We start from the raw sequence: 19,423 nt of genomic DNA, 5'->3' as shown, positions 1-19,423 counted from the left end.
TTGTTTTAACCGCCGCGTAACCGAGCTGCGCCACACTGCGCCCATGAAGAGGAACCTCTCTTTGCTGGCCCTTGGTGGTGCGCTTGCGCTGGGCACGTTTGTGGGTTTCGAGGTGTCGGAGCGGTCGAGCGCGCAGGTGACGAGTACGCCGCCCGTGGCGACGACCCCTGCCACCCCTGCCGCCTCCCCGGCTTTTGATTCGGGACGTGCTCGCACCGAGTCGGAGGCAAATACCGTTCAGGTCGTCAAGGCCCGCGAAGGTGGCCTCGTGTACATCAGCGTCACCGAGAGCGCCGAGAACAGTCCTCAGGCGCAGCTGCGGCGACAGCTTCAGGAACAGTTTGGGTTCACCCTCCCCGACGACGGCTCGGGCGAGGTGCAGCAGGGCACCGGCAGCGGGTTTTTCGTGAATGCCCAGGGGGACATCCTCACCAATAACCACGTGGTCGAGGGTGCCAGCGAGATCACCATTCGCCTGCACGGCAACAAGCAGACGTACAAAGCCCGGGTGATCGGCCGCGCCCCTGACTTCGATCTGGCCCTGATCCGCGCCGAGGGGCTTCCCCGCGACGCGATCGAGCCCATCCCGCTGGGCGACTCTTCACAGCTTGACGTGGGCCTCAAGGCGATTGCGATGGGTGCGCCCTTTGGGCTGGACTTCAGTGTGTCGGAAGGCATTATCAGCAGCCTGGAACGTGAGGTGCCGGTTGGGGCCAAGGGGGTCTATCAGAACGTGATCCAAACGGACGCGGCGATCAACCCTGGTAACAGCGGCGGTCCTCTCCTCAATAGCGCCGGTCAGGTCATCGGCGTGAACACCCAGATTCTCACCGGTGGTATCGGCCAGAGTGCGGGCGTCGGCTTCGCCATTCCCATCAACACCGTCAAGCGCCTGCTGCCGCAGTTGCAGCGGGGCGGGGAGGTCAAGACGCCCACCCTGGGGATTCAGTTTGCGGATCTGAGTGCTCTTCCCCAGGACCAACGCCAGAAGCTGCACCTTCCCGCGACGGGCCTCCTGGTGCAGCAGGTCTATCTGGGAAGCCCGGCCGCACGCGCCGGCCTCCGGGGCGGCACCGTTCGCGACCCGGAAACCGGACTCGTCACCGGGGGCGACATCATCACGGCGGTGGACGGGCAGCCGGTCACCGACGCGAACGAGCTGCCCCGCGCGGTGATCGGCAAGCAGATCGGGGAAACCCTGCGCCTCACCGTGGAGCGAGGCGGACAGACCCGTGAGGTGACGGTCAACCTTCAGGCGTTCACGCTTCCCAACAACCAGCAGTAGAAGGCCGGTCAGCAGCCGGGTGCCCCTTGTCGGCGCCCGGCCGCTGGCTTGTGCAGGAGCGCGCGCGCGAGTGTCCAGCCCATCCGACCGGCTGCTTGTTAGGACTGGAATCTGGAGTATAGTTCGCCCTGCTCCCGCTGGGAAAAGCCGTCCCTCTGCGCGCCGTCCACCCACGGACGTGGCCGGAGGGGGACAAAAGGAGGCCAGTCAACTTGAATTCCGTCACCATTGTGATCGCTGCTGCCTGCATTCTGGCCATCGCCTACCGGCTGTACGGCACCTTTCTGACGGCGAAGGTGCTGGGAATGCCGCAGGAGCCGACGCCCGCCCATGCCCTGGAGGACGGCAAAGACTACGTTCCTACCAGCCGCTGGGTGACCTTCGGCCACCACTTTGCGGCCATCGCGGCGGCCGGACCGCTGGTAGGACCAGTGCTGGCCGCGCAGTTTGGCTACCTGCCGGGGTTGGTGTGGCTGCTGATCGGCGCGGTGATCGGCGGCGCTGTTCACGACACCGTGGTGCTGTTTGCCAGCATGCGGCAACGAGGCGAAAGCCTCTCCGAGATCGCCAAACGCAAACTCGGTCCGGTGGCGGGCTTCTGCACGGGGCTCGCCATGCTCTTTATCATCACCATCACCATGGCGGGGCTCTCGATGGTGGTGCTGCACGCGCTGGAACGCAACCCCTGGAGCACCTTTACGGTGGGAGCCACCATTCCCATCGCGCTCCTGGTGGGCGTGCTCATCAAGCAGACCGGAAACCTGAAGCTCGCCAGCGCCCTGGGCCTGCTGCTGATGTTGGCGGCGATCCTGGTGGGGCCATCCCTCAAAGACACCCCCTTGGGGCAGGCCCTCACCCTCGACCGTCAGACGCTGGCCATCATCCTGCCGGTCTATGCTTTCTTCGCCTCGGCGCTGCCCGTGTGGCTGCTGCTCGCGCCCCGTGACTACCTCAGCAGCTTCATGAAGATCGGCGTGTTTATCGCGCTGATCGCGGGCGTGTTCCTCGTTCACCCCGCCCTTCAGTTCCCGGCCTTCACCGAGTTTATTCATGGCGGGGGGCCGGTGATCGCCGGGCCGGTGTGGCCCTTTGTGAGCATCACCATCGCGTGCGGGGCCATCAGTGGCTTCCATGCCTTTATCAGCGCGGGCACCACGCCCAAGATGCTCGACCGCTGGAGCGACGTGAAGCCGGTCGCCTTCGGGGCCATGCTCGTCGAGTGCATGGTCGCCGTGCTCGCCCTGATCGCTGCCACCAGCCTGCACCCCGCCGACTACTTCGCCATCAACGCCACGCCGGAGAAGTTTCAGCAGCTTGGCATGACCGTGCAGGCCCTGCCGCAGCTCAGCCAGGAGGTCGGCCTGGACCTCGCAGGCCGCACGGGCGGCGCCATCAGCCTTGCGGCGGGCATGACGTACATCTTCAAGAACGTCCCCTTCTTCCAGCACCTCGCGGCGTACTTCTTCCAGTTCATCATCATGTTCGAGGCGGTGTTCATCCTGACCGCCATCGACGCGGGCACGCGGGTGGCCCGTTACCTCATTCAGGACTTCTTCGGGGACGTGTACCGGCCCCTCAAGCGGCTCGACTGGCTGCCGGGCGTGATCTTTGCCAGCGTTCTCGCCTGCTTTTTCTGGGGCTTTCTGCTGTACAGCGGCAACATTTCCTCGATCTGGGCCCTCTTTGGCGTGAGCAACCAGCTGATGGCCTCGATCGGCCTGATCATCGGCGCGACCGTCATCCTGCGGCTGCACCAGCGGGCCAAGCGCTGGTACATGCTGACCTGCCTGCTGCCGCTCGCGTACCTGTACGTGACCGTGAACGTGGCGGGCGTGTGGATGATCCGCAACGTGTACCTCGCGCCGGGTGCCGGGCACAGCGTCCTCAACGCGGTCCTCTCCATCACCATGCTCGTGCTGGGGGCTGTCATCCTCCTGATCGCCATGCACGACTGGTGGAAGACCCTCCGCCGGCCCCAGATGACGCTCGCTCCCAGTGCGGCCGACTGATCCGCTCCCTGGGCGGTCTCTCCGGTGTTCCCGGTGTCCCGGTGGGGCCGCTCTTGCTTGCTTCGCCGCTAGCCGAACAGCGGCCCCAGGTCCGTCAGCACGCCCGTCGGCTGCACGTCACAGAACTCGTACCCTCCGAACACCTCGAGAAACGTAGCTGGGGAGAGCAGGCGTGTCTGCCGACTGGGACCGGTGACCTGCACGTCCTCCCCGCGTGCCGTCAGGTGGTACACGCCGGTTCTGCGGCCCTGCTGGGTACAGACGGTCACGGCGAACTCGCGCCCGCCGCGCTTGGTCAGGAAGGAAAGCAGCTCGGCGGGCGTCATCCGGTGGGGAGGATAGAGCAAAGGGGCCGAGCCGGGAGAGTGCCCCTTTTTAGCTCACCACAGTTCCCGCGCCACCAAGCGCCGCGCTGACCGGCTTCCCCGCGCGGGCGTCTCCGAAGATGACGCGCTTAACGCCGCCTTGCACGGCCTCGGCGGCCCCCAGCACCTTCTTTTTCATGCGGTCTTGGGCCACGTCCAGGTAGCGTTCCACGTCGTGGGCAGGAATGCTGGGAATGAGGCTCCCCTCGTCGGGGTAATTCCGCAGCAGACCGGGCACGTTGGAGAGCAGCAGCAGCGCGTCGGCCCCCAAGGCGACGGCCAGGGCGGCGGCGGCGCGGTCCCCGTCCACATTGATCGCCACGCCCTCGTAGCTCGCGGCGGGGGGCGTCAGGACAGGGAGGTAGCCCGCGCCCAACAACAGCTTCACCAGGTCCACATTCACCCGCTCGACGGTGCCGGTATGGTCACCGCGCAGCACCTTGACCTTGCCGTTCTCGACCACACGCACACTGTCCTTGTGTTTGCCCTCGAAGATGCGCCCGTCCAGCCCGGATAGGCCGACCGCGTTCACGCCCAGGCGTTGAAAACGCTCGACCAGTCCCTTGTTCACCTTGCCGCAGTACACCATCTCAAAGATCTCCAGCGTCTTGCGGTCGGTGAAGCGCGACGTGTACCCGCTCGGGCTGGTCACGAAGCGCGGCGGGTGACCCAGCGCCTCGGCCACCCGGTTCGTCTCGCCGCTGCCCCCGTGCACGAGGACGAACCGCTGCCCCTCCTGCCACAGCGCGGCGAGGTCGGCACAAACCGCGTCGTAGTCAATTCCGGCGCTTCCGCCCACCTTCACGACAATCATGGGCTGAAGGTAGCACGCGCCAACTTAAACGCACAAATGCTTTACATGCGTTAAGATTAAATCGGTCGCAGCCGTTGAGGTTGGACGTGATCAGCCCAGTTCTTCCTCGCGGACCAGGTCAGCGTACTCCGGATGTCTCTGGATATAGGCCGCGACGAAGCGGCAGACGGGCACCACCCGCAGCCCCCGCGCACGGGCGTCATCGAGCGCGGCTTGGACCAGTTGCGAGGCTAGACCCTCGCCCTCGTGGCCCTCCGCAACCTCAGTATGCGTCAAGATGAGGGTGTCGCCTTCCGGCTGGTACTCGGCGAGTCCCACCCGCTGTCCGTTCAGCGCGATCTCGTAGCGGCGCTCAGCCTCATTGTTGGTAACCCGTACGTTTTGGTTCATGCCTCAGGGTAGAGCCCGGCTGTTCGGTACGGTGCATCTCTTAAGAGAGTGGCAGCGAGCGCCCCCGTCGGCCCCGGTCACCAGACCTCCGGGAAGCGCGCCCTCGCGGGTGTGTTCCTCGCCGGTGGGCTCTGGGGCACCGCGCTCCCTTACCCGCACAGGATGGGGGCCCTCACTGCGGCCACTCACCCAGCACGCGGCGCAGCAGGGCCACCTGGCCCCAGTGGTAGGCGCTGTGGGCCGCGAGGTCGGTCAGCACGTCCCGCGCGCGGGGGGAAGGCTGTTCGGCCAGGGCACGCGCCTCGGCCAGACCCAGGCGCAGGTCGGTCAAGAGGGCGTCAAAGGCCGCCGCATTCACCACGCCCGGCCAGATATCCAGCTCTTCCGGCCAGGTTTCTGTCCTGCCCGAGGCCAGGTCGAGGCTGGCCCGCTGCGTCACTGCGAGGTGGGCGAGCAGCTCCGCGAGCGTATAGGGCACATTCGGCACTGTTCGGGCCGCCCGCTCAAAGGTGAGGCCGTCCAGCAACGTTTCAGGAGCAGGAAAAATCGCGCCGCCCCCCAGGGCCGATTGCAGGATGTTCATGGGGCCCAGCCTAACGGCCCCCGTGAAAACGGCCAAGAGAGATTCAAGGGACCGTTGCCGCCGTGTGAAGCCGCGCAAGACGCATCCGCCACGTCACTGCGCGACACTGCAGGCAGCACGACGGGAGCTTGCCCATGATGATGTCCAATCCCACGCCGATCGAAATTCTGCTTGTCGAGGACAGTGAACCCGACATCATTCTGACCGAGGAAGCGTTTGCCGCTGCGGGCCTGACCAACAAGCTCCATGTCGTTCGCGACGGCGTCGAGGCGCTGGCGTTTTTGCGCCGTCAAGAAGGATACGAGGACGCGCCGCGTCCAGACGTCATTCTCTTGGATATCAATATGCCGCGCATGAACGGTCTGGAGGTGCTTGCCGAACTCAAGCGCGACCCGCAGCTCATGACCATCCCGGTGATTGTTCTGACCACCAGCCAGGCTGACGAGGACATCCTGCGCTCCTACCAGGCCCATGCCGCGAGTTACGTGGTCAAGCCCATAGATTTCGAGCACTTCTATCAGGCGGTGCACTCTCTGGGCCGCTACATGTTGAGCGTGGTGCGCCTGCCGCCCCCCTGAGTGGCGTTCAGGCCGGGTGAAGCCCCGCGAACTCCAGCCCACAGGTTTCCGGCCAGCCGTGCGCGATGTTCAGGCACTGCAGGGCATGCCCCGCCGTCCCCTTGACGAGGTTGTCAATCGCGCTGATGAGCACCACGCGGCCGGTATCCAGGTCCATTTCAAAGCCGAGGTCACAGTAGTTGGTGCCGTCAAGGAGCATGGGGTCGGGATAGCGGTGGACCCCCCGCGCGACCTTGACGATACGGATAAAGGGTTCCTGGGCGTACACCTCGCGGTAGGCAGCCCACACGTCGCGGTCACTGTAGCCGTCGGGAATCCAGGCCTGGATGGTCGTGAGGATGCCCCGCACCCGCGGGGTGCTGATCGCCGTGAGATGCAGGGGAAAGCGGCCCGGCAGCTCCTGCTGCGCCTCCGCCGTATGGCGGTGACCGACAGGCTTGTAGACCCGCAGGCTGCCAGCCCGCTCCGGGTGGTGGCTGGCCTCGGTGGGACTCGCCCCCGCCGCGCTCGACCCGACCAGCCCGGTGGCGATGATGTCCTTGGGCAGCAGCACCCCGAGCTTGAGCAGCGGGTAAAGGGGCAGGATCACGCTCGTCGCGAAGCAGCCCGCGCAGGCAATGCGAGTGGCGCCACGCAGCTCCTCGCGGTGCAGTTCGGGATTGCCGTACACCCAGTCGTTCAGCTTTTCCGGCGCGGGATGGTCCTCGCCGTAGGTGGCGCGGTACACCTCGGGGTCCTTGAGGCGGAAGTCGGCGGACAGGTCCACGATCACGCGCGCCTTGCCCTCGAACTCGGCCAAGCGCTTGGCGGCGCTTCCGTGTGGCAGGGCCAGCACCAGGATATCGGCCTCCTCCAGCTCCGCCGACCGCCGGAACTTCAACCCTGTGCGGCCCCGGAGGTTGGGGTGAACGAGCGACACCGGTTGCCCGGCGCTGCGCTCGCTGGTCACCTGGGTCACGTTCAGGTAAGGGTGCCCCAGTGCCAGCCGCAGGAACTCCCCGCCCGCGTACCCGGAGCCGCCCACAATGGCGACGGAAAGTCGGTCAGAACCAGTCATGTGGTCCAGTACATCACAAATTGTAGGAGTGGGGTCGTAGAAGTTTACATTTGATAAGACTTGGAGGGATTGACTTATGGTGTGGCAGACGAAGACCCGGGGCAGGATGGCTTGCGCATGGTGCTAGAGTCACCCTCCGATCAAGGTCAGGCCAATCAGGGTCGGGTTCGCGCCCTTGCCCTCGCTGACCAGCGAGACACTCTGAATCACCACGCCGGGTTTGGGGTTCGCCCACTCCAGGACGGGCACGTTCACGTCTAGCCCTTCGCGCGTCTGGCCGACCCAGCCGGGCGCGGGAATCATGCTGAGGTTCTCGGCGTTCGCGGCGGTTTCGGTCCAGGCGCGCAGGTGCCGCCCGTACTCCAGCGGGACATTGAGGAGGCTCCCGTCCGCGTACCGGACCTCCAGGCGGCCTACGGCCTCGCGGTGGTTGCCCGGCCAGCCGGTGGTGAGGAGCAGCGCGAGTGCGCTGGCCTTGCGGCCCAGTTCCACCGTCACGCGCTCGGGCAGGTCGCGCACTGCGGCCCGGTTTCCGCGCAGCATCACCGCGCCGCTCACGTCGAAACGGTACGCGCCGATCCGCACGTTCTTCCCGGCGGGGAGGTTGCGCAGGTCGGTGTCCGGTCCCTTCTGAATCCAGCCCTTCTCATCGTTGTCGGTGAGTTTGCGCGTCACCAGCGGCGCGAGGTTGACCAGGCTGCCCGCCGTCTGCCCGTAGGCCCCCGGTGCGTAGAGATCACGGTAGACGGCGTCCGCGTTCGTCACGGCCTTCCCCGCCGGGTTCCAGAAGCTCGCCCCCCCGCGTACCAGCGCCACGCCCTGCTCGGCCATACCGTCCCATACGCTGGGATTGCCGAAGTACCCGCTCCAGCGCGTCTGGATCATGCCCACAGCGCCCGACTTCAGGGCCGTCCGCGCGAGGCCCTCCGGATTGCCCGCCTTGAACCCGGACGCCCCCAGCACTGGGAAGCCCAGCGCCCGAATGCGGCTCAGGGTGTTCGTCTCCGTGTCCGCCGTGTAGTTCCAGTACGCGACCTGAATGTCCTTGGGGAGTTTGGCGGGCAGGCTGCCGATCAGCGCGTCACTAAAGGCCACGTCATGCCAGATCATCGTCCCGACGTTCCGTGCCCGCAGGAAGGCATAGAGCTTGAGCGTGTCGTCCACGAAGAGCTTCTCGAAGCCCACCGCTTTTCCGTTCTCCCGCGCGGGGAAGCGGTCGCGGTTCCTCACCTCGTCGTGTCCGATATGGATCACCTTGGGTTGGAAGACCTCTACCGCCTCGCGCAGCACCGGGAAGATCACGCGCTCGTACGTCTGGGGGTTCAGTGTGTCGTAGGCATAGGGGTTTTGCGAGTCGGGGTCCTGCATCAGGTCGCGGTTCTTGCCGCCACCAAACATCCAGCCCACGTGGCCCAGCGTCTCGATCAGCGGGATGACCTCCAACCCGTGCTCGCGCGCGAGTTTTGCCACCCGCGCCGCCTCCGCCTTCGTCGCGCCGCCGGGGTGGGCCCAGCCGCCCGCCCGCGCCGCGTCCCACTGCACGTAGTTGCTCATCACCAACACGGCGTTGTACTTGAGCTGCGCCAGGAGCGGGATCAGGCGGTCATTGACCGGTTGGCTGTTCGAGTCGAGGTACAGCATCGCCACCCGTTGCCGCAGGGCCGGGGCATCCTGAATGCGGGCGAAGCGCAGGCCCCCCGGCGTGAGCAGTTGGCGCAGTGTCTGCGCGCCGTAGTACGCGCCCCTGGCGTCCGCGCCCATCACGTAGGCGCCCGTGCCGTCCACCCACAGGGCGTAGCCCTCCGGCGTTTCGGTATATAGGCCCGCCGCCCTCGCCTTCGCGGCCAGCTCGGCGTCGGCTCGCGTGCCGATCACGATGGGCGTCTTGCCCCCGTCCGGCAACTTCGCGCCCAGCCGCGTCTGCCACTCCTCGCGCAGATCCCGGGCGGCCCAGCCCAGCTCGGGAACACTCCCGGTGAGCTGGACGCCCAGCCCGGACAGCGGCAGCACGCCCGCCGGGAACGCCGCCTTCTGAGGCTGGGGCACGAGGTCGGCGCGTGGGGCACTGACTCGCGCATCGGGAATGGGCGTCACGGCAAGGGGCGTGGCGAGGGCGGGGGAGAGGAGGAAGGCGGCAGAGAGGAGGAGAGGTAGGCGCATGGGGGACCTCGTGGGGAGAGGGAGCCTATGCTCCCTTTACAGGCTCGCGTTCCACGCCTTGACGATGTCGTCCAGCGCCTGCTTGGCGCTCTTTTGCCCGGCCATCGCCGCCTCGATGTTGTCCTTGAAGACCTTGTTCAGCCGGCTGGCGTCGGGGTAGACGAGCGTCAGGTCCTTGGCCTTTTTGAGCTCGGTGGAGCTGACAAGTTTCCCCTGGTCAATCGCGTTTTGCCCGCCCTGCTTGAAGAACTTGTCGGTGCTGGCCTTGACCGTGCTGGGGAAGGTCGTCTTGGTGACCTTGCTGAACTGGAGCTGATTGGCGTCGTTGGTGAGAAAGAGGACGAGTTTTTGTGCCAGCGCCTTGTCCCGCACTCCCTTGGGCACCGTAAAGCCCATCAGCGGCGTGTGGATCACGTTTCCGGCGATGTTGATGGGGTAGGGCGCGACCTTGGTCACGTCGTAGATCGCCTTGTTGTCGTTCGCGACGCGCAGGATGAACTGCGGACCGGTGATCAGCATGCCCAGCTTTCCCGCGGAATAGAGTTCCGTCGCCGCGACAAAGCCCCGGCGCATGGTGTCTTCAGGAATGTAGCCCTTCTGGTAGAGGTCTACGTAGGTCTGCAGCAGCTTCACGTGCTCGGGGCTGTTAAAGACGGCCTTGCCGTTCTTCAGGACGGGGAGGCCCGCCTCCTGGAACAGGAACAGCATGTTGATGTTGTTGATGTTGGGCATGAAGCCGTACAGGCCGGTTTTGTCCTTGATCTGCTTGGCCGCCGCGATCAGGGTCTGAATGGTGCGCGGAGGATTGTTGGGATCCAAGCCCGCCCGGCGGAAGATCTCGGTGTTGTACGCCACGACCTTGGGGGCCCAGTACCACGGCAGGCCCATCACCTTGCCGTCAAAGGTGAAGGTGTTCAAAGGAGAAGCGAAGTACAGCTTTTTCTGGGCGGCGCTGAGGCTCAGGGGTTCAAGCGCCCCCTGGTCGACCATCTTCACGACCATGTCGCTTGAGAGGTTCACGGCAGCGGGCGGGCGGCCCGCCGCAATCGCGGCAAGCAGCTTCTGTTCGATGGCGGACGCGGGCACGTCCACCCACTTCAGCTCCACGTTTGGGTTTTCCTTCTCGAACTGCGCGACCAGGCGGTTCATCTCGTCGTTAAAGAGGGGCGCGAGCGCTATCGTCCAAAACTCCAGCTGCGTCTTCTGGGCAGAGGCGCTGCCGAGGGACAGCAGGGCGGCAGTCAGGAGGAATTTCTTCATGGGAACTCCTTGAGGCGAGGTTGAAGTGTGGGCAAACTGTAGCGTGTCGGTCGCGGTATTGGCTGAGAACCTGACCGGCCTTTACAGCCCGAACCGAGCGTAGATGTCGTCCACGTGGCGCAGGTACCAGCGCAGGTCGAACGCCGCGTCCAGTTCTGCCTCGCTGAGGGGATTTTCTGGGTCTGCTCGTAGCAGGTCGCGCAGACCTTCGCCTGTCTCCCAACTCCTCAGGGCATGGCGCTGCACGAGGTCATAGGCCTGTTCGCGGCTCATGCCTTTTTCGTCGATCAAGGCGTGCAGGACGCGCTGGCTAAAGACCAGGCCGCCGAGGTCGTTGAGGTTGCGCAGCATTCGTTCGGGAAAAACCACGAGGTCACGCAGCACGCCCGTGAGGCGGCGTGTGGCGTAGCTCGCCGCACTCGTGGCGTCGGGCAGGATCACCCGCTCGGCGCTGGAATGGCTGATGTCGCGCTCGTGCCACAGCGCCACATTCTCCAGGCCCGTCACCAGAAAACCGCGCAGCAGCCGGCTCAACCCCGTCACATTTTCGGTCAGGATGGGGTTTTTCTTGTGCGGCATGGAGGAGCTGCCCGTCTGCCCCTTTCCGAAGGGCTCCATCGCCTCGCGCACCTCGCTGCGCTGGAGGTGGCGGATTTCCACCGCGATTCTTTCCAGCGTCGTGCCCAGGATGGCGAGGGCAGAAAGCACCTCCGCGTGCCGGTCGCGCGCGAGCGTCTGGTTGGTGACGGGCGCGGGTTGCCAGCCCCAGGCGGCGGCCACCTCCTCCTCAATGCGGGGGGAGACGTGCGCATAGGTGCCCACCGAGCCGGACAACATCACCACCCGGACGCGTTCGCGGGCAGCGTGCAGGCGCTCTAGGTCGCGGTCCAGGGTCGCCATCCAGTTCAGGAACTTCAGGCCAAAGGTCATCGGCTCGGCGTGGATGCCGTGGGTGCGGCCCACGGTGGGCGTGTGCTTGTGGGCCACCGCCTGAGCACGGCAGACCTCGCGCAACGTCCGCACGTCCTCCTGAATGATCTTCAGGGCCTCATCGAGGAGCAGGTTCTGGGCGGTGTCCACCACATCCGTACTCGTCAGGCCGTGGTGGATGAAACGCGCCTCTTCACCGTAGCGTTCGGTGAGCGCGCGGGTAAAGGCGACGATGTCGTGCCGGGTGACGGCCTCGATCTGGGCGACCCTATGGGCGAAGGCATCGTCAAGGGGGTCGGCGGCGGCCCGTTCGGCCAGGACGTCAAAGGCGGTGCGGGGCACCTCGCCGTGGCGCGACTGCGCCTCCAGCGCGGCCAGTTCTACCTTGAGCCACGCGCGGTACCGGCTGGCCTCGCTCCACAGCGCCTTCATCTCGGGGGTCAGGTAACGGTCGATCACGGCGGGCAGCCTACCACCCGGGGCAAACATAGAGGCGCGTGAGGGGGATTCACCAGCTCGGCTTGGTCGAAGGCCTCGCGGACGACGAGCGGGCAGCGGCAGAGGTGCGGGCCAGGCAGGACGCCCTCTGAAGCCTAGGCCGCTCTACACTCCCCCTATGCTTGACGTTCAGCAGGCCCTGAGCGTGGCGGTGGAAGCCGCCCGGACCGCCGGGGCGATTCACCTCGCGTATGTGGGCAAGGTTCTTCAGGTTCGCCGCAAGTCCACCTTCAGTGACCTCGTGACCGAGGTGGACGCGCTCGCGGAGGCCGCCATCCGCGAGGTGATCGCCCGCGCCTTTCCCGACCACGCGATTCTGGGCGAGGAGGAGGGCCTGGGGAGCGGCCCCGCCGACACCCCTTGCCGCTGGATTGTGGACCCCTTGGACGGCACCGTGAACTACGCGCACGGCTTTCCGGTCTACGGCGCCTCGGTCGCCCTGGAGGTGGAGGCCCAGCGGGTGGTCGGTGCGGTGTTCGACCCCAGCCGTCAGGAACTCTTCACGGCTACGCGTGGTGGGGGTGCCTTTCTCAACGGGGAACCCATCCGTGTGAGTGCAGTGCCCTCCCTCACCACCCCCGCCCTGGTGTCCACCGGCTTCCCCTATGACAAGAGTGGTGGGCGAAACCTCGCGCTGGTGCAGCGACTCTTGCAGCGGGGTGTGCCCATCCGCCGTCCTGGGGCTGCCGCGCTCGACCTCTGCAACGTCGCCTGCGGACGGATGGACGCCTACTGGGAGATCGGCCTCAAGCCCTGGGACAGCGCTGCGGGCAGCCTGATCGTGGAGGAGGCGGGCGGCACCGTCACGGACGCATGGGGCCGCCCTGACCCCTACGCCGAGATGATCGTTGCGACGAATGGCCCCCTACACCCCGAACTGCTGGCTCTCCTGCGGGAGGAGCACGGCTGAATCTGGGTGGCCTCGCGTCCATCGTCTTTCCGCTTGGGCGTGAGGAGTGGTAGGCCTGTGCGTCGCGCTTGGCTTTGGGCTTCTGCGTGAGCCGCGCGAGAACGGGGTTAGGCAGAGGCCTTTTCAAGCGCCTCCAGCAGCGCCTGCGGGTCGTCCAGCGTCGGCCCGTGTTCCTCTAGCCCCGTGTTGCCGCCGCAGCGCAGCAGGACATAGGGTACCCCGGCCTTGCGCGCGGCCTCGGCATCGTAGGGCGTGTCACCGACCATCAAGGCCGCTTCGGCAGGCAGGCCCAGTTTCTTCAGGCCTGCCTGAATCAGGTCGGGGGCCGGCTTGCTGCTCTCCACCTCGCTGCTGCTCACGCGGTCGAGGTTCAGGTCCTCGAGGTGGGCCCGCTTCAGCAGCCCATCCACGATGTCCGCCTCGCCGCTCGTCGCCAGGACCACCCGCAGGCCGCGTGCCTGTAAGCCTTCCACCAGGGCGCGGGCTCCTCGTGTGGCCTGCAACTGCGGGATCCTGGGCTTGAAGTGGTTCAGCCAACCGCGGGTCAGGCGTTTTCCTCGCTCACTCTCACCGTCTTCACCGGTGAGCCGGGGAACAAGCTGGTCACCCCCCATGCCGATCAGGGGGCGCACCTCCTCAAAGGTGCGGGTGAAGCCCTCCTCACGCAGCGCCTCCAGCCAGGCATAGGCGTGGGCATCATTCGAGTCGACAAGCGTGCCGTCCACGTCGAGAAGCACGCCACGCAGACGATCAGGGCTGAGCAGTTCTTCCGCAATCACCGCTCCAGGGTAGCGGCCAGGGAGCCGATGCCCCCTGCCTGGGCCTTGAGCAGGCCTTTATGGGGCGCAGCGAGAGGGCTCATCCAGCGCACACTAAAGTATGACGCGCAAGACCAGAGGCCAGGCGGCTCGCGGGCCGAACAGCACTGCCGGTACAGCCCCGCCCGGCGTCGTCGTGGTGACGGGTGCGGCCCGCGGCATCGGGCGGGCGATCGCCGAGCTCTATGCCGAGCGCGGCCATGCGGTGCTCAGCGTGGACCAGAACCTTCCGCCCGTCCTGCCCGGGCAGGGGCGGGTCAAGGCCGATGTGAGTTCCGCCGCTGGTCGCGAGCGTATCCTGCGGGCCGCACGCGACCTGGGCGGTGTGAGCGTTCTGGTGAATAACGCCGCCTACCAGGACGCACGCGGTGGGGTGCTGGAGGTCAGCGAACGCGGTTGGAGCCGAACGCTGGCCGTCAACCTCACCGCGCCGCTGCTGCTGACTCGCGCCCTGGTCGAGCTGATCCCGCCGGGCGGCGCCGTGGTCAATATCGCCAGTGTGCAGGGCCTGTTCGCCGAGCAGGGCAACGTGGCCTACAACGCGAGCAAGGGCGGCCTTGTGAACCTCACCCGTGCGATGGCCCTTGACCTTGCCCCGCGCGGCATCCGCGTCAATGCCGTCGCGCCGGGTGCCATCGCCACCGAGGCGGTCTTGACGGCGATCGCGGAGAGCCAAAACCCGGACCAGACCCGCCGCGACTACGAGGACCTCCACGCCCTGCGCCGCCTGGGCGAGCCCCGCGAGGTCGCGCAGGCGGTCTACTTTCTGGGCAGCCCGGAAGCCAGTTTTGTGACGGGTGCGATCGTGCCCGTAGACGGCGGCATGACGGCGAGTTTTATGATGGCCGGAAGACCGGTGTAGGGAAGCGGTCAGCATTCAGCCAACAGGACCGCCAACGCTGGCGGCCGCTGGTCTTGCTGTTCCCTACATCGGCCGTTCCCGACGCCAGCTCAGCAGCCCGATGATCAGCGTGAACGCGACCATGCTCAGGACAGGAATGGTGATGACCGTGTTGAGCGGCGCGAGGCTCCCGGTTCCCCAGATGGGCCAGGGAATGCCGCAGGAACTGGCGGGGTCGACGGTGCAGGCCCGCAGCGTGGGCACAAGGCCCCAGGTTTCGAGGTTCTGGTACAGGGCCACCAGCCAGCCGATCCCGGCCAGCGGCAGAACGTAGCTCCGCACGGCCAGGTCACCCCGCAGAGCTGCTCCCCCCAGGATGATGGCCAGCGGGTACATCATGACGCGCTGGTACCAACACAGGACGCAGGGGCGAAAGCCGCGCGCCTCGCTGAAGTACAGGCTGCCCAGGGTGGCGACCAGAGCGACCACCCAGGCCAGGTACAGGCGGTTATCGCGGGTCATCGGCCTCCTGAAGAGCCGCGTCGATGGCGGCGCTGATGTCCGCCAGCGCGTAGCTGCTGTTTCCAGACGCGTCCCGGACCTCTTTGCCGTTCACGTACACCGTGGGGGTGTGGTTCACACCGGCACGCTCGGCCTGCTGCTCGCCGGCCTCCACCTGTGCGGCGGTCTCGTCGTTGTCGAGGCAGGTGGCGAACCTCGCCTGGTTCAGGCCCTCGACGTTGGTCGCCAGTTCCTTGAGGCGTTCCTTGGTGGCCCACACGGTGCGCTCGTCACCCTGCGCCCGGAACAGGATGGCCTTGAAGGCGTTGAAGGCGCTGTTGCCCCCCTGGGCATACACACACCTCGCCGCCTGGGCGGCCAATTTGCTGTCATCCACGCTGAGCCCTACCGTCTCGGCCAGGAATGGCCAGACGAGCGAGTACACCTTCGCCTTGCCGCTGTCGACGTACTTCGTCGACAGCTCCGGCGCGATCTCTTCTTCAAAGCGCTTGCAGACCGGGCACTTGAAATCTTCGACGATCACCACGCTGACGGGCGCATCTTCCTGCCCGGCGTAGGGCAGCGAGGCCAGATCAAAGGTGACGGTCTGATCTGTGCCCGCAGCCCCGCTGCTTTGGCCCCGCACGGCGAAAATGGCAAGGGCGATCAGCACCGCGGCGATAAGGGTGCCGATCACCAGCACCGTACGGTTCTGGTTGCTTCCCTGAAGTCTGGTCACGCCTCCAAGTGTAACGCCCCTCTCAGAACAGGGGGCGGGCGAATGACCCGGAAGGGAAAAGGTTCAGGGCTGAGGGCCGGACGTCTTCTGGGCCCGCGGCTGGGCAGGAGGTGTCTCGTTCGCCTGGTGTTCCGGCGTGGCCACCGCAGCGGCCCGAGCTGCGCGTCTGCGGGCGCGGTACCGCCACGCCACCCCGCTCAGCTGCCGCACGAAGCTGAATGCGACGCCCACCAGCATCGCGGTCAGGGCCGTGCGCTGAAAAGCCGCGTTCGCAGGCAACGTCAAGCCCGGGTCGAGCTTGGTCCCGAAGCGGGCCAGGGCCAGCAGCGGCAGCGCGAACATCGCGGCGGCAAAGGGCAACACAAAGGCTCCCCCCGAATGCTTGACCAGCAGCAGCGCCAGCAGCGCCCCGCCCACCAGCGGCACAATCACCGTCCACTCCGCCGCCCCGCCCCCAGCTGCGAAAAAGGGCAGCCCTCCCAGAAGCGCCGCGGTATACCCGAACCACCCACCGAACTCGTCAGCCAGGACGCTCAGCAGCACCCAGGCAAAGAGCAGCGGACGCCACTCGGGCAGCGTCCACAGCAGATAGGCCAGCAGGCCAAGCACCGCCCAGCCGCCCAGCAGCCGCAACAGCGTCCAAAGGGGTGAGGCGTGCTCTGCTGGGCGGGAGGAGGCCGCATGGGTCACGCGCCCACCGCCTTTTTGGTTCGGGCTTTGCGCTCGGGGGCCGCCGGTTCGCTGCCGGCGGGGACGATGCCCGGCACCCGCCGCAGGTATTCACCGGTGTGGCTCGTGGGGTGGGCGGCAAGCTGCTCGGGCGTGCCGGTCGCGACAACTGTGCCGCCCCGCATCCCGCCTTCCGGCCCCAAGTCGATGATGTGGTCGGCGCACTTCATCACATCGAGATTATGCTCGATGATCACCAGGGTGTTGCCGCCCTCGACCAACCGCCCCAGCACCTCCAACAGTTTCCGCACGTCCTCGAAGTGCAGTCCCGTTGTGGGCTCGTCGAGAATGTAGATCGTCTTGCCGGTCGCCCGCTTGCTGAGTTCGGAAGCCAGCTTGATGCGCTGCGCCTCGCCGCCCGAGAGCGTGGTGGAGGGTTGCCCGATTTTCATATACCCCAGCCCCACGTCACACAGCAGCCCCATCTTGCGCTCGATGGCGGGGATATTCTCAAAAAAGGTCCGGGCGTCCTCCACCGTCATCTCCAGCACTTCGCTGATGTTTTTGCCGTTGTACCGAACTTCCAGCGTCTCGCGGTTGTACCGAGCCCCCTTACACACCTCGCAGGGCACGTAGATGTCCGGCAGGAAGTTCATCTCGATCTTCATCACGCCGTCGCCCTTGCAGTGCTCGCAGCGCCCGCCCTTGACGTTGAAGGAAAACCGCCCCGCCTGGTAGCCGCGCCGCCGCGCTTCCGGCGTGCGGGTAAAGAGGTCACGGATCTCGGTGAACACTCCGGTATACGTGGCCGGATTGGAGCGCGGCGTACGGCCGATGGGGCTTTGGTCGATCTCGATCACCTTGTCGAGGTACTCCATGCCCTCGATGCGGTCAAAGCGTCCCGGGTTGGTCTTCGCCCCATTCAGCTCACGGGCGAGGGTCGCGTGCAGGATGCCGTGGATCAGCGTCGACTTGCCCGACCCGCTCGGCCCGGTCACGACCGTCATGGTGCCCAGTGGAATCTCGATGTCGACGTCCTTGAGGTTGTGCTCGCGGGCCCCGAACACCTTGAGCTTCCGGCCATTTCCGCGCCGCCTCACCTGCGGCACCTCGATGTTCAGCTCGCCGCGCAGGTACCGTCCCGTCAGGCTCGCCGGGTTCTCCTTGACCTGCTCCGGCGTCCCAACCGCCACCACCTCGCCGCCGTGCACCCCCGCGCCCGGCCCCATGTCGACCAGGTAGTCGGCCTCCAGCATGGTTTCCTCGTCGTGCTCGACGACAAGCAGGGTATTCCCGAGGTCTCGCAGGTTCTTGAGCGTGCCGATCAGCCGCCCGTTGTCCTTGGGGTGCAGCCCGATGGAGGGCTCGTCGAGCACATACAGCACGCCCGTCAGGCCCGAACCCACCTGCGTGGCGAGGCGAATGCGCTGCGCCTCCCCGCCCGAGAGGGTGTTTGCGCTGCGGTCCAGGCTGAGGTAATCCAGCCCCACGTCCACCAAGAACTTCAGCCGAGTGCGGATGGCCCGGAAGATGGGGGCCGCGACCGCCGAGCCAAAGGCGTTCAGGCCGTACTCGTAGTGCCTTGGTGGGTGTGCCCGCGCGGTGCCGCCCAGGTGTTTGTGCAGGTGCCCCGCGGTGGTGGCGTGGTCGAGCGTGCCTTCCTGAAGTTCCCGGAAAAAGGCGTCCGCCTCCAGCACGCTCATCCCGCTCGCCTGGGCGATGTTGAGGCCGCCCACCCGCACCGCGAGAATCTCCGGCTTGTAGCGCGTGCCGCCGCAGGTGGGGCAGGGCCGAAGTTCCATCAGTTCCTCCAGCTTTTCGCGCATGAAGTCGGATTCCGTGTCCGCGTAGCGCCGCTCGAGGTTGGGGATGACGCCCTCAAACTCGGTCATGAAGCGCATCGTTTCCTTGCCGCCCCGGCGGTAGATCACCTCAAAGGGCTCGCCTGGCCCGTACAGCACGGCCTTTTTGACCTCTTCCGGCAGGTCGCGCCAGGTCGTTTTCAGGTCGAACCCCAGGTGCTCTGCGAGCGCCTTGAGCTTGTCCCAGTAGGCCACGCCCGCGCCCGTTCCCTTCTTGGTCCAGGGCAGGATTGCCCCCTCCGCGATGCTGAGTTTCTCGTCCACCACCAGTTCCGGCGCGAACTCCTGCTTGTGGCCCAGGCCCGCGCAGTCGGGGCAGGCGCCGTAGGGGCTGTTAAAGGAGAAGGAACGCGGCTCCAACTCCTCCAACACGCTGCCGTGCTCGGGGCAGGCGAACTTCTCCGAGTACAGTTCTTCTCCGCCCGAGTCCGGCATCAGCACCCTCAAGAGGCCCTCACCCCGCCGCAGGCCCAGTTCTACGCTCTCCGCGATGCGGGTGCGGTCAGACTCGCGCAGGGTCACGCGGTCGATCACAACATCCACGTCGTGCTTTTCGAACTTCTCCAGCTTGAGCTTCTCGGCCTCCTCCAGCTCGTAGAGGGTGCCGTCTACCCGTACGCGCGCAAAGCCCTCCCGCCGCAGTTCCCCGAAGAGTTTGCGGTATTCGCCCTTGCGCCCACGCACGACGGGCGCAAGCAGAATCGCCCGCGCGTCGGCGAACTGCGCCAGCAGCCGGCCTGTGATCTCGCTGGGCGACTGCCGCTCGATCTTGCGCCCACAGATCGGGCAGTACGGCGTGCCCACGCGGGCATACAGAAGCCGCAGGTAGTCGTGAATCTCAGTGACGGTGCCCACCGTACTTCTCGGGTTATGGCTGGTCGTCTTCTGATCGATGGAGATGGCGGGCGACAGGCCCTCGATGGCCTCCACGTCCGGCTTTTCCATCAGGCCCAGGAACTGCCGGGCGTAGGCGCTGAGGGACTCGACGTAGCGCCGCTGCCCCTCGGCATAGATGGTGTCAAAGGCCAGGGTGCTCTTGCCGCTCCCCGACACGCCGGTAATCACCACAAACCGGTTGCGCGGCAGCTCGACCGTGACGTTTTTGAGGTTGTGTTCCCGCGCCCCGCGTACAATCAGGTTCTGCAAGACAGATG

Annotated in this window: 18 protein-coding genes; 5 read left to right on the top strand and 13 right to left on the bottom strand. The window is 66.3% G+C overall.

Annotated features, from left to right (window positions below; translation table 11 throughout):
• Positions 1-43: 43 nt before the first annotated feature.
• Both EI73_RS03960 and EI73_RS03955 read left to right on the top strand, forming a co-directional pair.
• Entirely contained in the window at positions 44-1,285 is a 1,242-nt protein-coding gene (locus EI73_RS03960) for a S1C family serine protease (RefSeq protein ID WP_034387691.1), read from the top strand.
• Between the two features lie 212 nt (positions 1,286-1,497).
• On the top strand, positions 1,498-3,294 hold the full coding sequence (locus tag EI73_RS03955) for a carbon starvation protein A (protein WP_034384474.1): 1,797 nt from the start codon (positions 1,498-1,500) through the stop codon (positions 3,292-3,294).
• 68 nt (positions 3,295-3,362) lie between these two features.
• Here the strand turns inward: EI73_RS03955 and EI73_RS03950 are convergent, their stop codons facing one another.
• The 4 genes from EI73_RS03950 to EI73_RS03935 all read right to left on the bottom strand — a co-directional run bounded on the left by EI73_RS03950 (position 3,363) and on the right by EI73_RS03935 (position 5,446).
• Entirely contained in the window at positions 3,363-3,620 is a 258-nt protein-coding gene (locus EI73_RS03950) for a hypothetical protein (protein WP_034387688.1), read from the bottom strand.
• 49 nt (positions 3,621-3,669) lie between these two features.
• Positions 3,670-4,473, bottom strand: a complete 804-nt coding sequence (locus EI73_RS03945; RefSeq protein ID WP_034384472.1) for a [LysW]-aminoadipate kinase — start codon at positions 4,471-4,473, stop codon at positions 3,670-3,672.
• 90 nt (positions 4,474-4,563) lie between these two features.
• Positions 4,564-4,863 (bottom strand): GNAT family N-acetyltransferase, encoded by a 300-nt coding sequence (locus tag EI73_RS03940; RefSeq protein WP_034384471.1) that lies wholly within the window; start codon positions 4,861-4,863, stop codon positions 4,564-4,566.
• Between the two features lie 172 nt (positions 4,864-5,035).
• A complete protein-coding gene (locus EI73_RS03935; protein ID WP_034384469.1) occupies positions 5,036-5,446 on the bottom strand; it encodes a DinB family protein in 411 nt (136 codons plus the stop codon).
• A 134-nt stretch (positions 5,447-5,580) separates the two neighbouring features.
• Here EI73_RS03935 and EI73_RS03930 point away from each other — a divergent pair, with 134 nt between their 5' ends.
• Positions 5,581-6,024, top strand: a complete 444-nt coding sequence (locus EI73_RS03930) for a response regulator (RefSeq protein WP_034384468.1) — start codon at positions 5,581-5,583, stop codon at positions 6,022-6,024.
• Positions 6,025-6,031: 7 nt separating this feature from the next.
• On the opposite strand, the gene argC is transcribed toward EI73_RS03930, so the two are convergent.
• The 4 genes from argC to purB all read right to left on the bottom strand — a co-directional run bounded on the left by argC (position 6,032) and on the right by purB (position 11,890).
• Positions 6,032-7,081 (bottom strand): N-acetyl-gamma-glutamyl-phosphate reductase, encoded by a 1,050-nt coding sequence (gene argC / locus EI73_RS03925; protein WP_081908953.1) that lies wholly within the window; start codon positions 7,079-7,081, stop codon positions 6,032-6,034.
• A 129-nt stretch (positions 7,082-7,210) separates the two neighbouring features.
• Positions 7,211-9,241 carry a beta-N-acetylhexosaminidase gene (locus EI73_RS03920; protein ID WP_034384466.1) on the bottom strand — a complete coding sequence of 677 codons (2,031 nt, stop codon included), beginning with the start codon at positions 9,239-9,241 and terminating at the stop codon, positions 7,211-7,213.
• A gap of 36 nt (positions 9,242-9,277) precedes the next feature.
• Complete coding sequence (locus EI73_RS03915) at positions 9,278-10,501, bottom strand: ABC transporter substrate-binding protein (protein ID WP_034384465.1); 1,224 nt, start codon at positions 10,499-10,501, stop codon at positions 9,278-9,280.
• Between the two features lie 81 nt (positions 10,502-10,582).
• Positions 10,583-11,890: an adenylosuccinate lyase gene (gene purB / locus EI73_RS03910; RefSeq protein ID WP_034387682.1), complete on the bottom strand. Its 1,308-nt coding sequence runs from the start codon at positions 11,888-11,890 to the stop codon at positions 10,583-10,585.
• 157 nt (positions 11,891-12,047) lie between these two features.
• Between purB and EI73_RS03905 the strand changes: the two genes are divergently transcribed.
• Positions 12,048-12,839, top strand: a complete 792-nt coding sequence (locus tag EI73_RS03905; protein WP_034384464.1) for an inositol monophosphatase family protein — start codon at positions 12,048-12,050, stop codon at positions 12,837-12,839.
• 107 nt (positions 12,840-12,946) lie between these two features.
• Here EI73_RS03905 and EI73_RS03900 read toward each other — a convergent pair whose 3' ends face one another.
• Positions 12,947-13,618, bottom strand: coding sequence for an HAD family hydrolase (locus EI73_RS03900; RefSeq protein WP_034384462.1), 672 nt, complete (start codon positions 13,616-13,618; stop codon positions 12,947-12,949).
• 100 nt (positions 13,619-13,718) lie between these two features.
• On the opposite strand from EI73_RS03900, the gene EI73_RS03895 reads away from it, so the two are divergent.
• Complete coding sequence (locus EI73_RS03895) at positions 13,719-14,519, top strand: SDR family NAD(P)-dependent oxidoreductase (protein WP_034384461.1); 801 nt, start codon at positions 13,719-13,721, stop codon at positions 14,517-14,519.
• A 63-nt stretch (positions 14,520-14,582) separates the two neighbouring features.
• On the opposite strand, the gene EI73_RS03890 is transcribed toward EI73_RS03895, so the two are convergent.
• The 4 genes from EI73_RS03890 to uvrA all read right to left on the bottom strand — a co-directional run bounded on the left by EI73_RS03890 (position 14,583) and on the right by uvrA (position 19,415).
• A complete protein-coding gene (locus EI73_RS03890) occupies positions 14,583-15,020 on the bottom strand; it encodes a disulfide bond formation protein B (RefSeq protein WP_034384458.1) in 438 nt (145 codons plus the stop codon).
• Positions 15,007-15,738 (bottom strand): thioredoxin domain-containing protein, encoded by a 732-nt coding sequence (locus EI73_RS03885; RefSeq protein ID WP_034384456.1) that lies wholly within the window; start codon positions 15,736-15,738, stop codon positions 15,007-15,009. The genes EI73_RS03890 and EI73_RS03885 overlap by 14 nt, the downstream gene beginning before the upstream one ends.
• A gap of 63 nt (positions 15,739-15,801) precedes the next feature.
• Positions 15,802-16,428, bottom strand: a complete 627-nt coding sequence (locus EI73_RS03880) for a hypothetical protein (RefSeq protein WP_231557280.1) — start codon at positions 16,426-16,428, stop codon at positions 15,802-15,804.
• On the bottom strand, positions 16,425-19,415 hold the full coding sequence (gene uvrA, locus EI73_RS03875; RefSeq protein ID WP_034384454.1) for an excinuclease ABC subunit UvrA: 2,991 nt from the start codon (positions 19,413-19,415) through the stop codon (positions 16,425-16,427). Before uvrA ends, EI73_RS03880 begins: the two co-directional genes overlap by 4 nt.
• Positions 19,416-19,423 lie beyond the last annotated feature (8 nt).

It is taken from the genome of Deinococcus sp. YIM 77859, from assembly GCF_000745175.1.
GTDB lineage: Bacteria > Deinococcota > Deinococci > Deinococcales > Deinococcaceae > Deinococcus.
The sequence above is the reverse complement of the archived record's forward strand: the minus strand, read 5'-3'. Positions and strand labels throughout refer to the sequence as shown.

Coding starts and splice junctions, on each gene's coding strand:
- EI73_RS03940 (WP_034384471.1), bottom strand. CDS start 4,863: ATGAACCAAAACGTACGGGTTACCAACAATGAGGCTGAGCGCCGCTAC.
- EI73_RS03945 (WP_034384472.1), bottom strand. CDS start 4,473: ATGATTGTCGTGAAGGTGGGCGGAAGCGCCGGAATTGACTACGACGCG.
- EI73_RS03915 (WP_034384465.1), bottom strand. CDS start 10,501: ATGAAGAAATTCCTCCTGACTGCCGCCCTGCTGTCCCTCGGCAGCGCC.
- EI73_RS03890 (WP_034384458.1), bottom strand. CDS start 15,020: ATGACCCGCGATAACCGCCTGTACCTGGCCTGGGTGGTCGCTCTGGTC.
- EI73_RS03935 (WP_034384469.1), bottom strand. CDS start 5,446: ATGAACATCCTGCAATCGGCCCTGGGGGGCGGCGCGATTTTTCCTGCT.
- EI73_RS03950 (WP_034387688.1), bottom strand. CDS start 3,620: ATGACGCCCGCCGAGCTGCTTTCCTTCCTGACCAAGCGCGGCGGGCGC.
- EI73_RS03960 (WP_034387691.1), top strand. CDS start 44: ATGAAGAGGAACCTCTCTTTGCTGGCCCTTGGTGGTGCGCTTGCGCTG.
- argC (WP_081908953.1), bottom strand. CDS start 7,081: ATGACTGGTTCTGACCGACTTTCCGTCGCCATTGTGGGCGGCTCCGGG.
- EI73_RS03895 (WP_034384461.1), top strand. CDS start 13,719: ATGACGCGCAAGACCAGAGGCCAGGCGGCTCGCGGGCCGAACAGCACT.
- EI73_RS03920 (WP_034384466.1), bottom strand. CDS start 9,241: ATGCGCCTACCTCTCCTCCTCTCTGCCGCCTTCCTCCTCTCCCCCGCC.
- EI73_RS03905 (WP_034384464.1), top strand. CDS start 12,048: ATGCTTGACGTTCAGCAGGCCCTGAGCGTGGCGGTGGAAGCCGCCCGG.
- EI73_RS03930 (WP_034384468.1), top strand. CDS start 5,581: ATGATGATGTCCAATCCCACGCCGATCGAAATTCTGCTTGTCGAGGAC.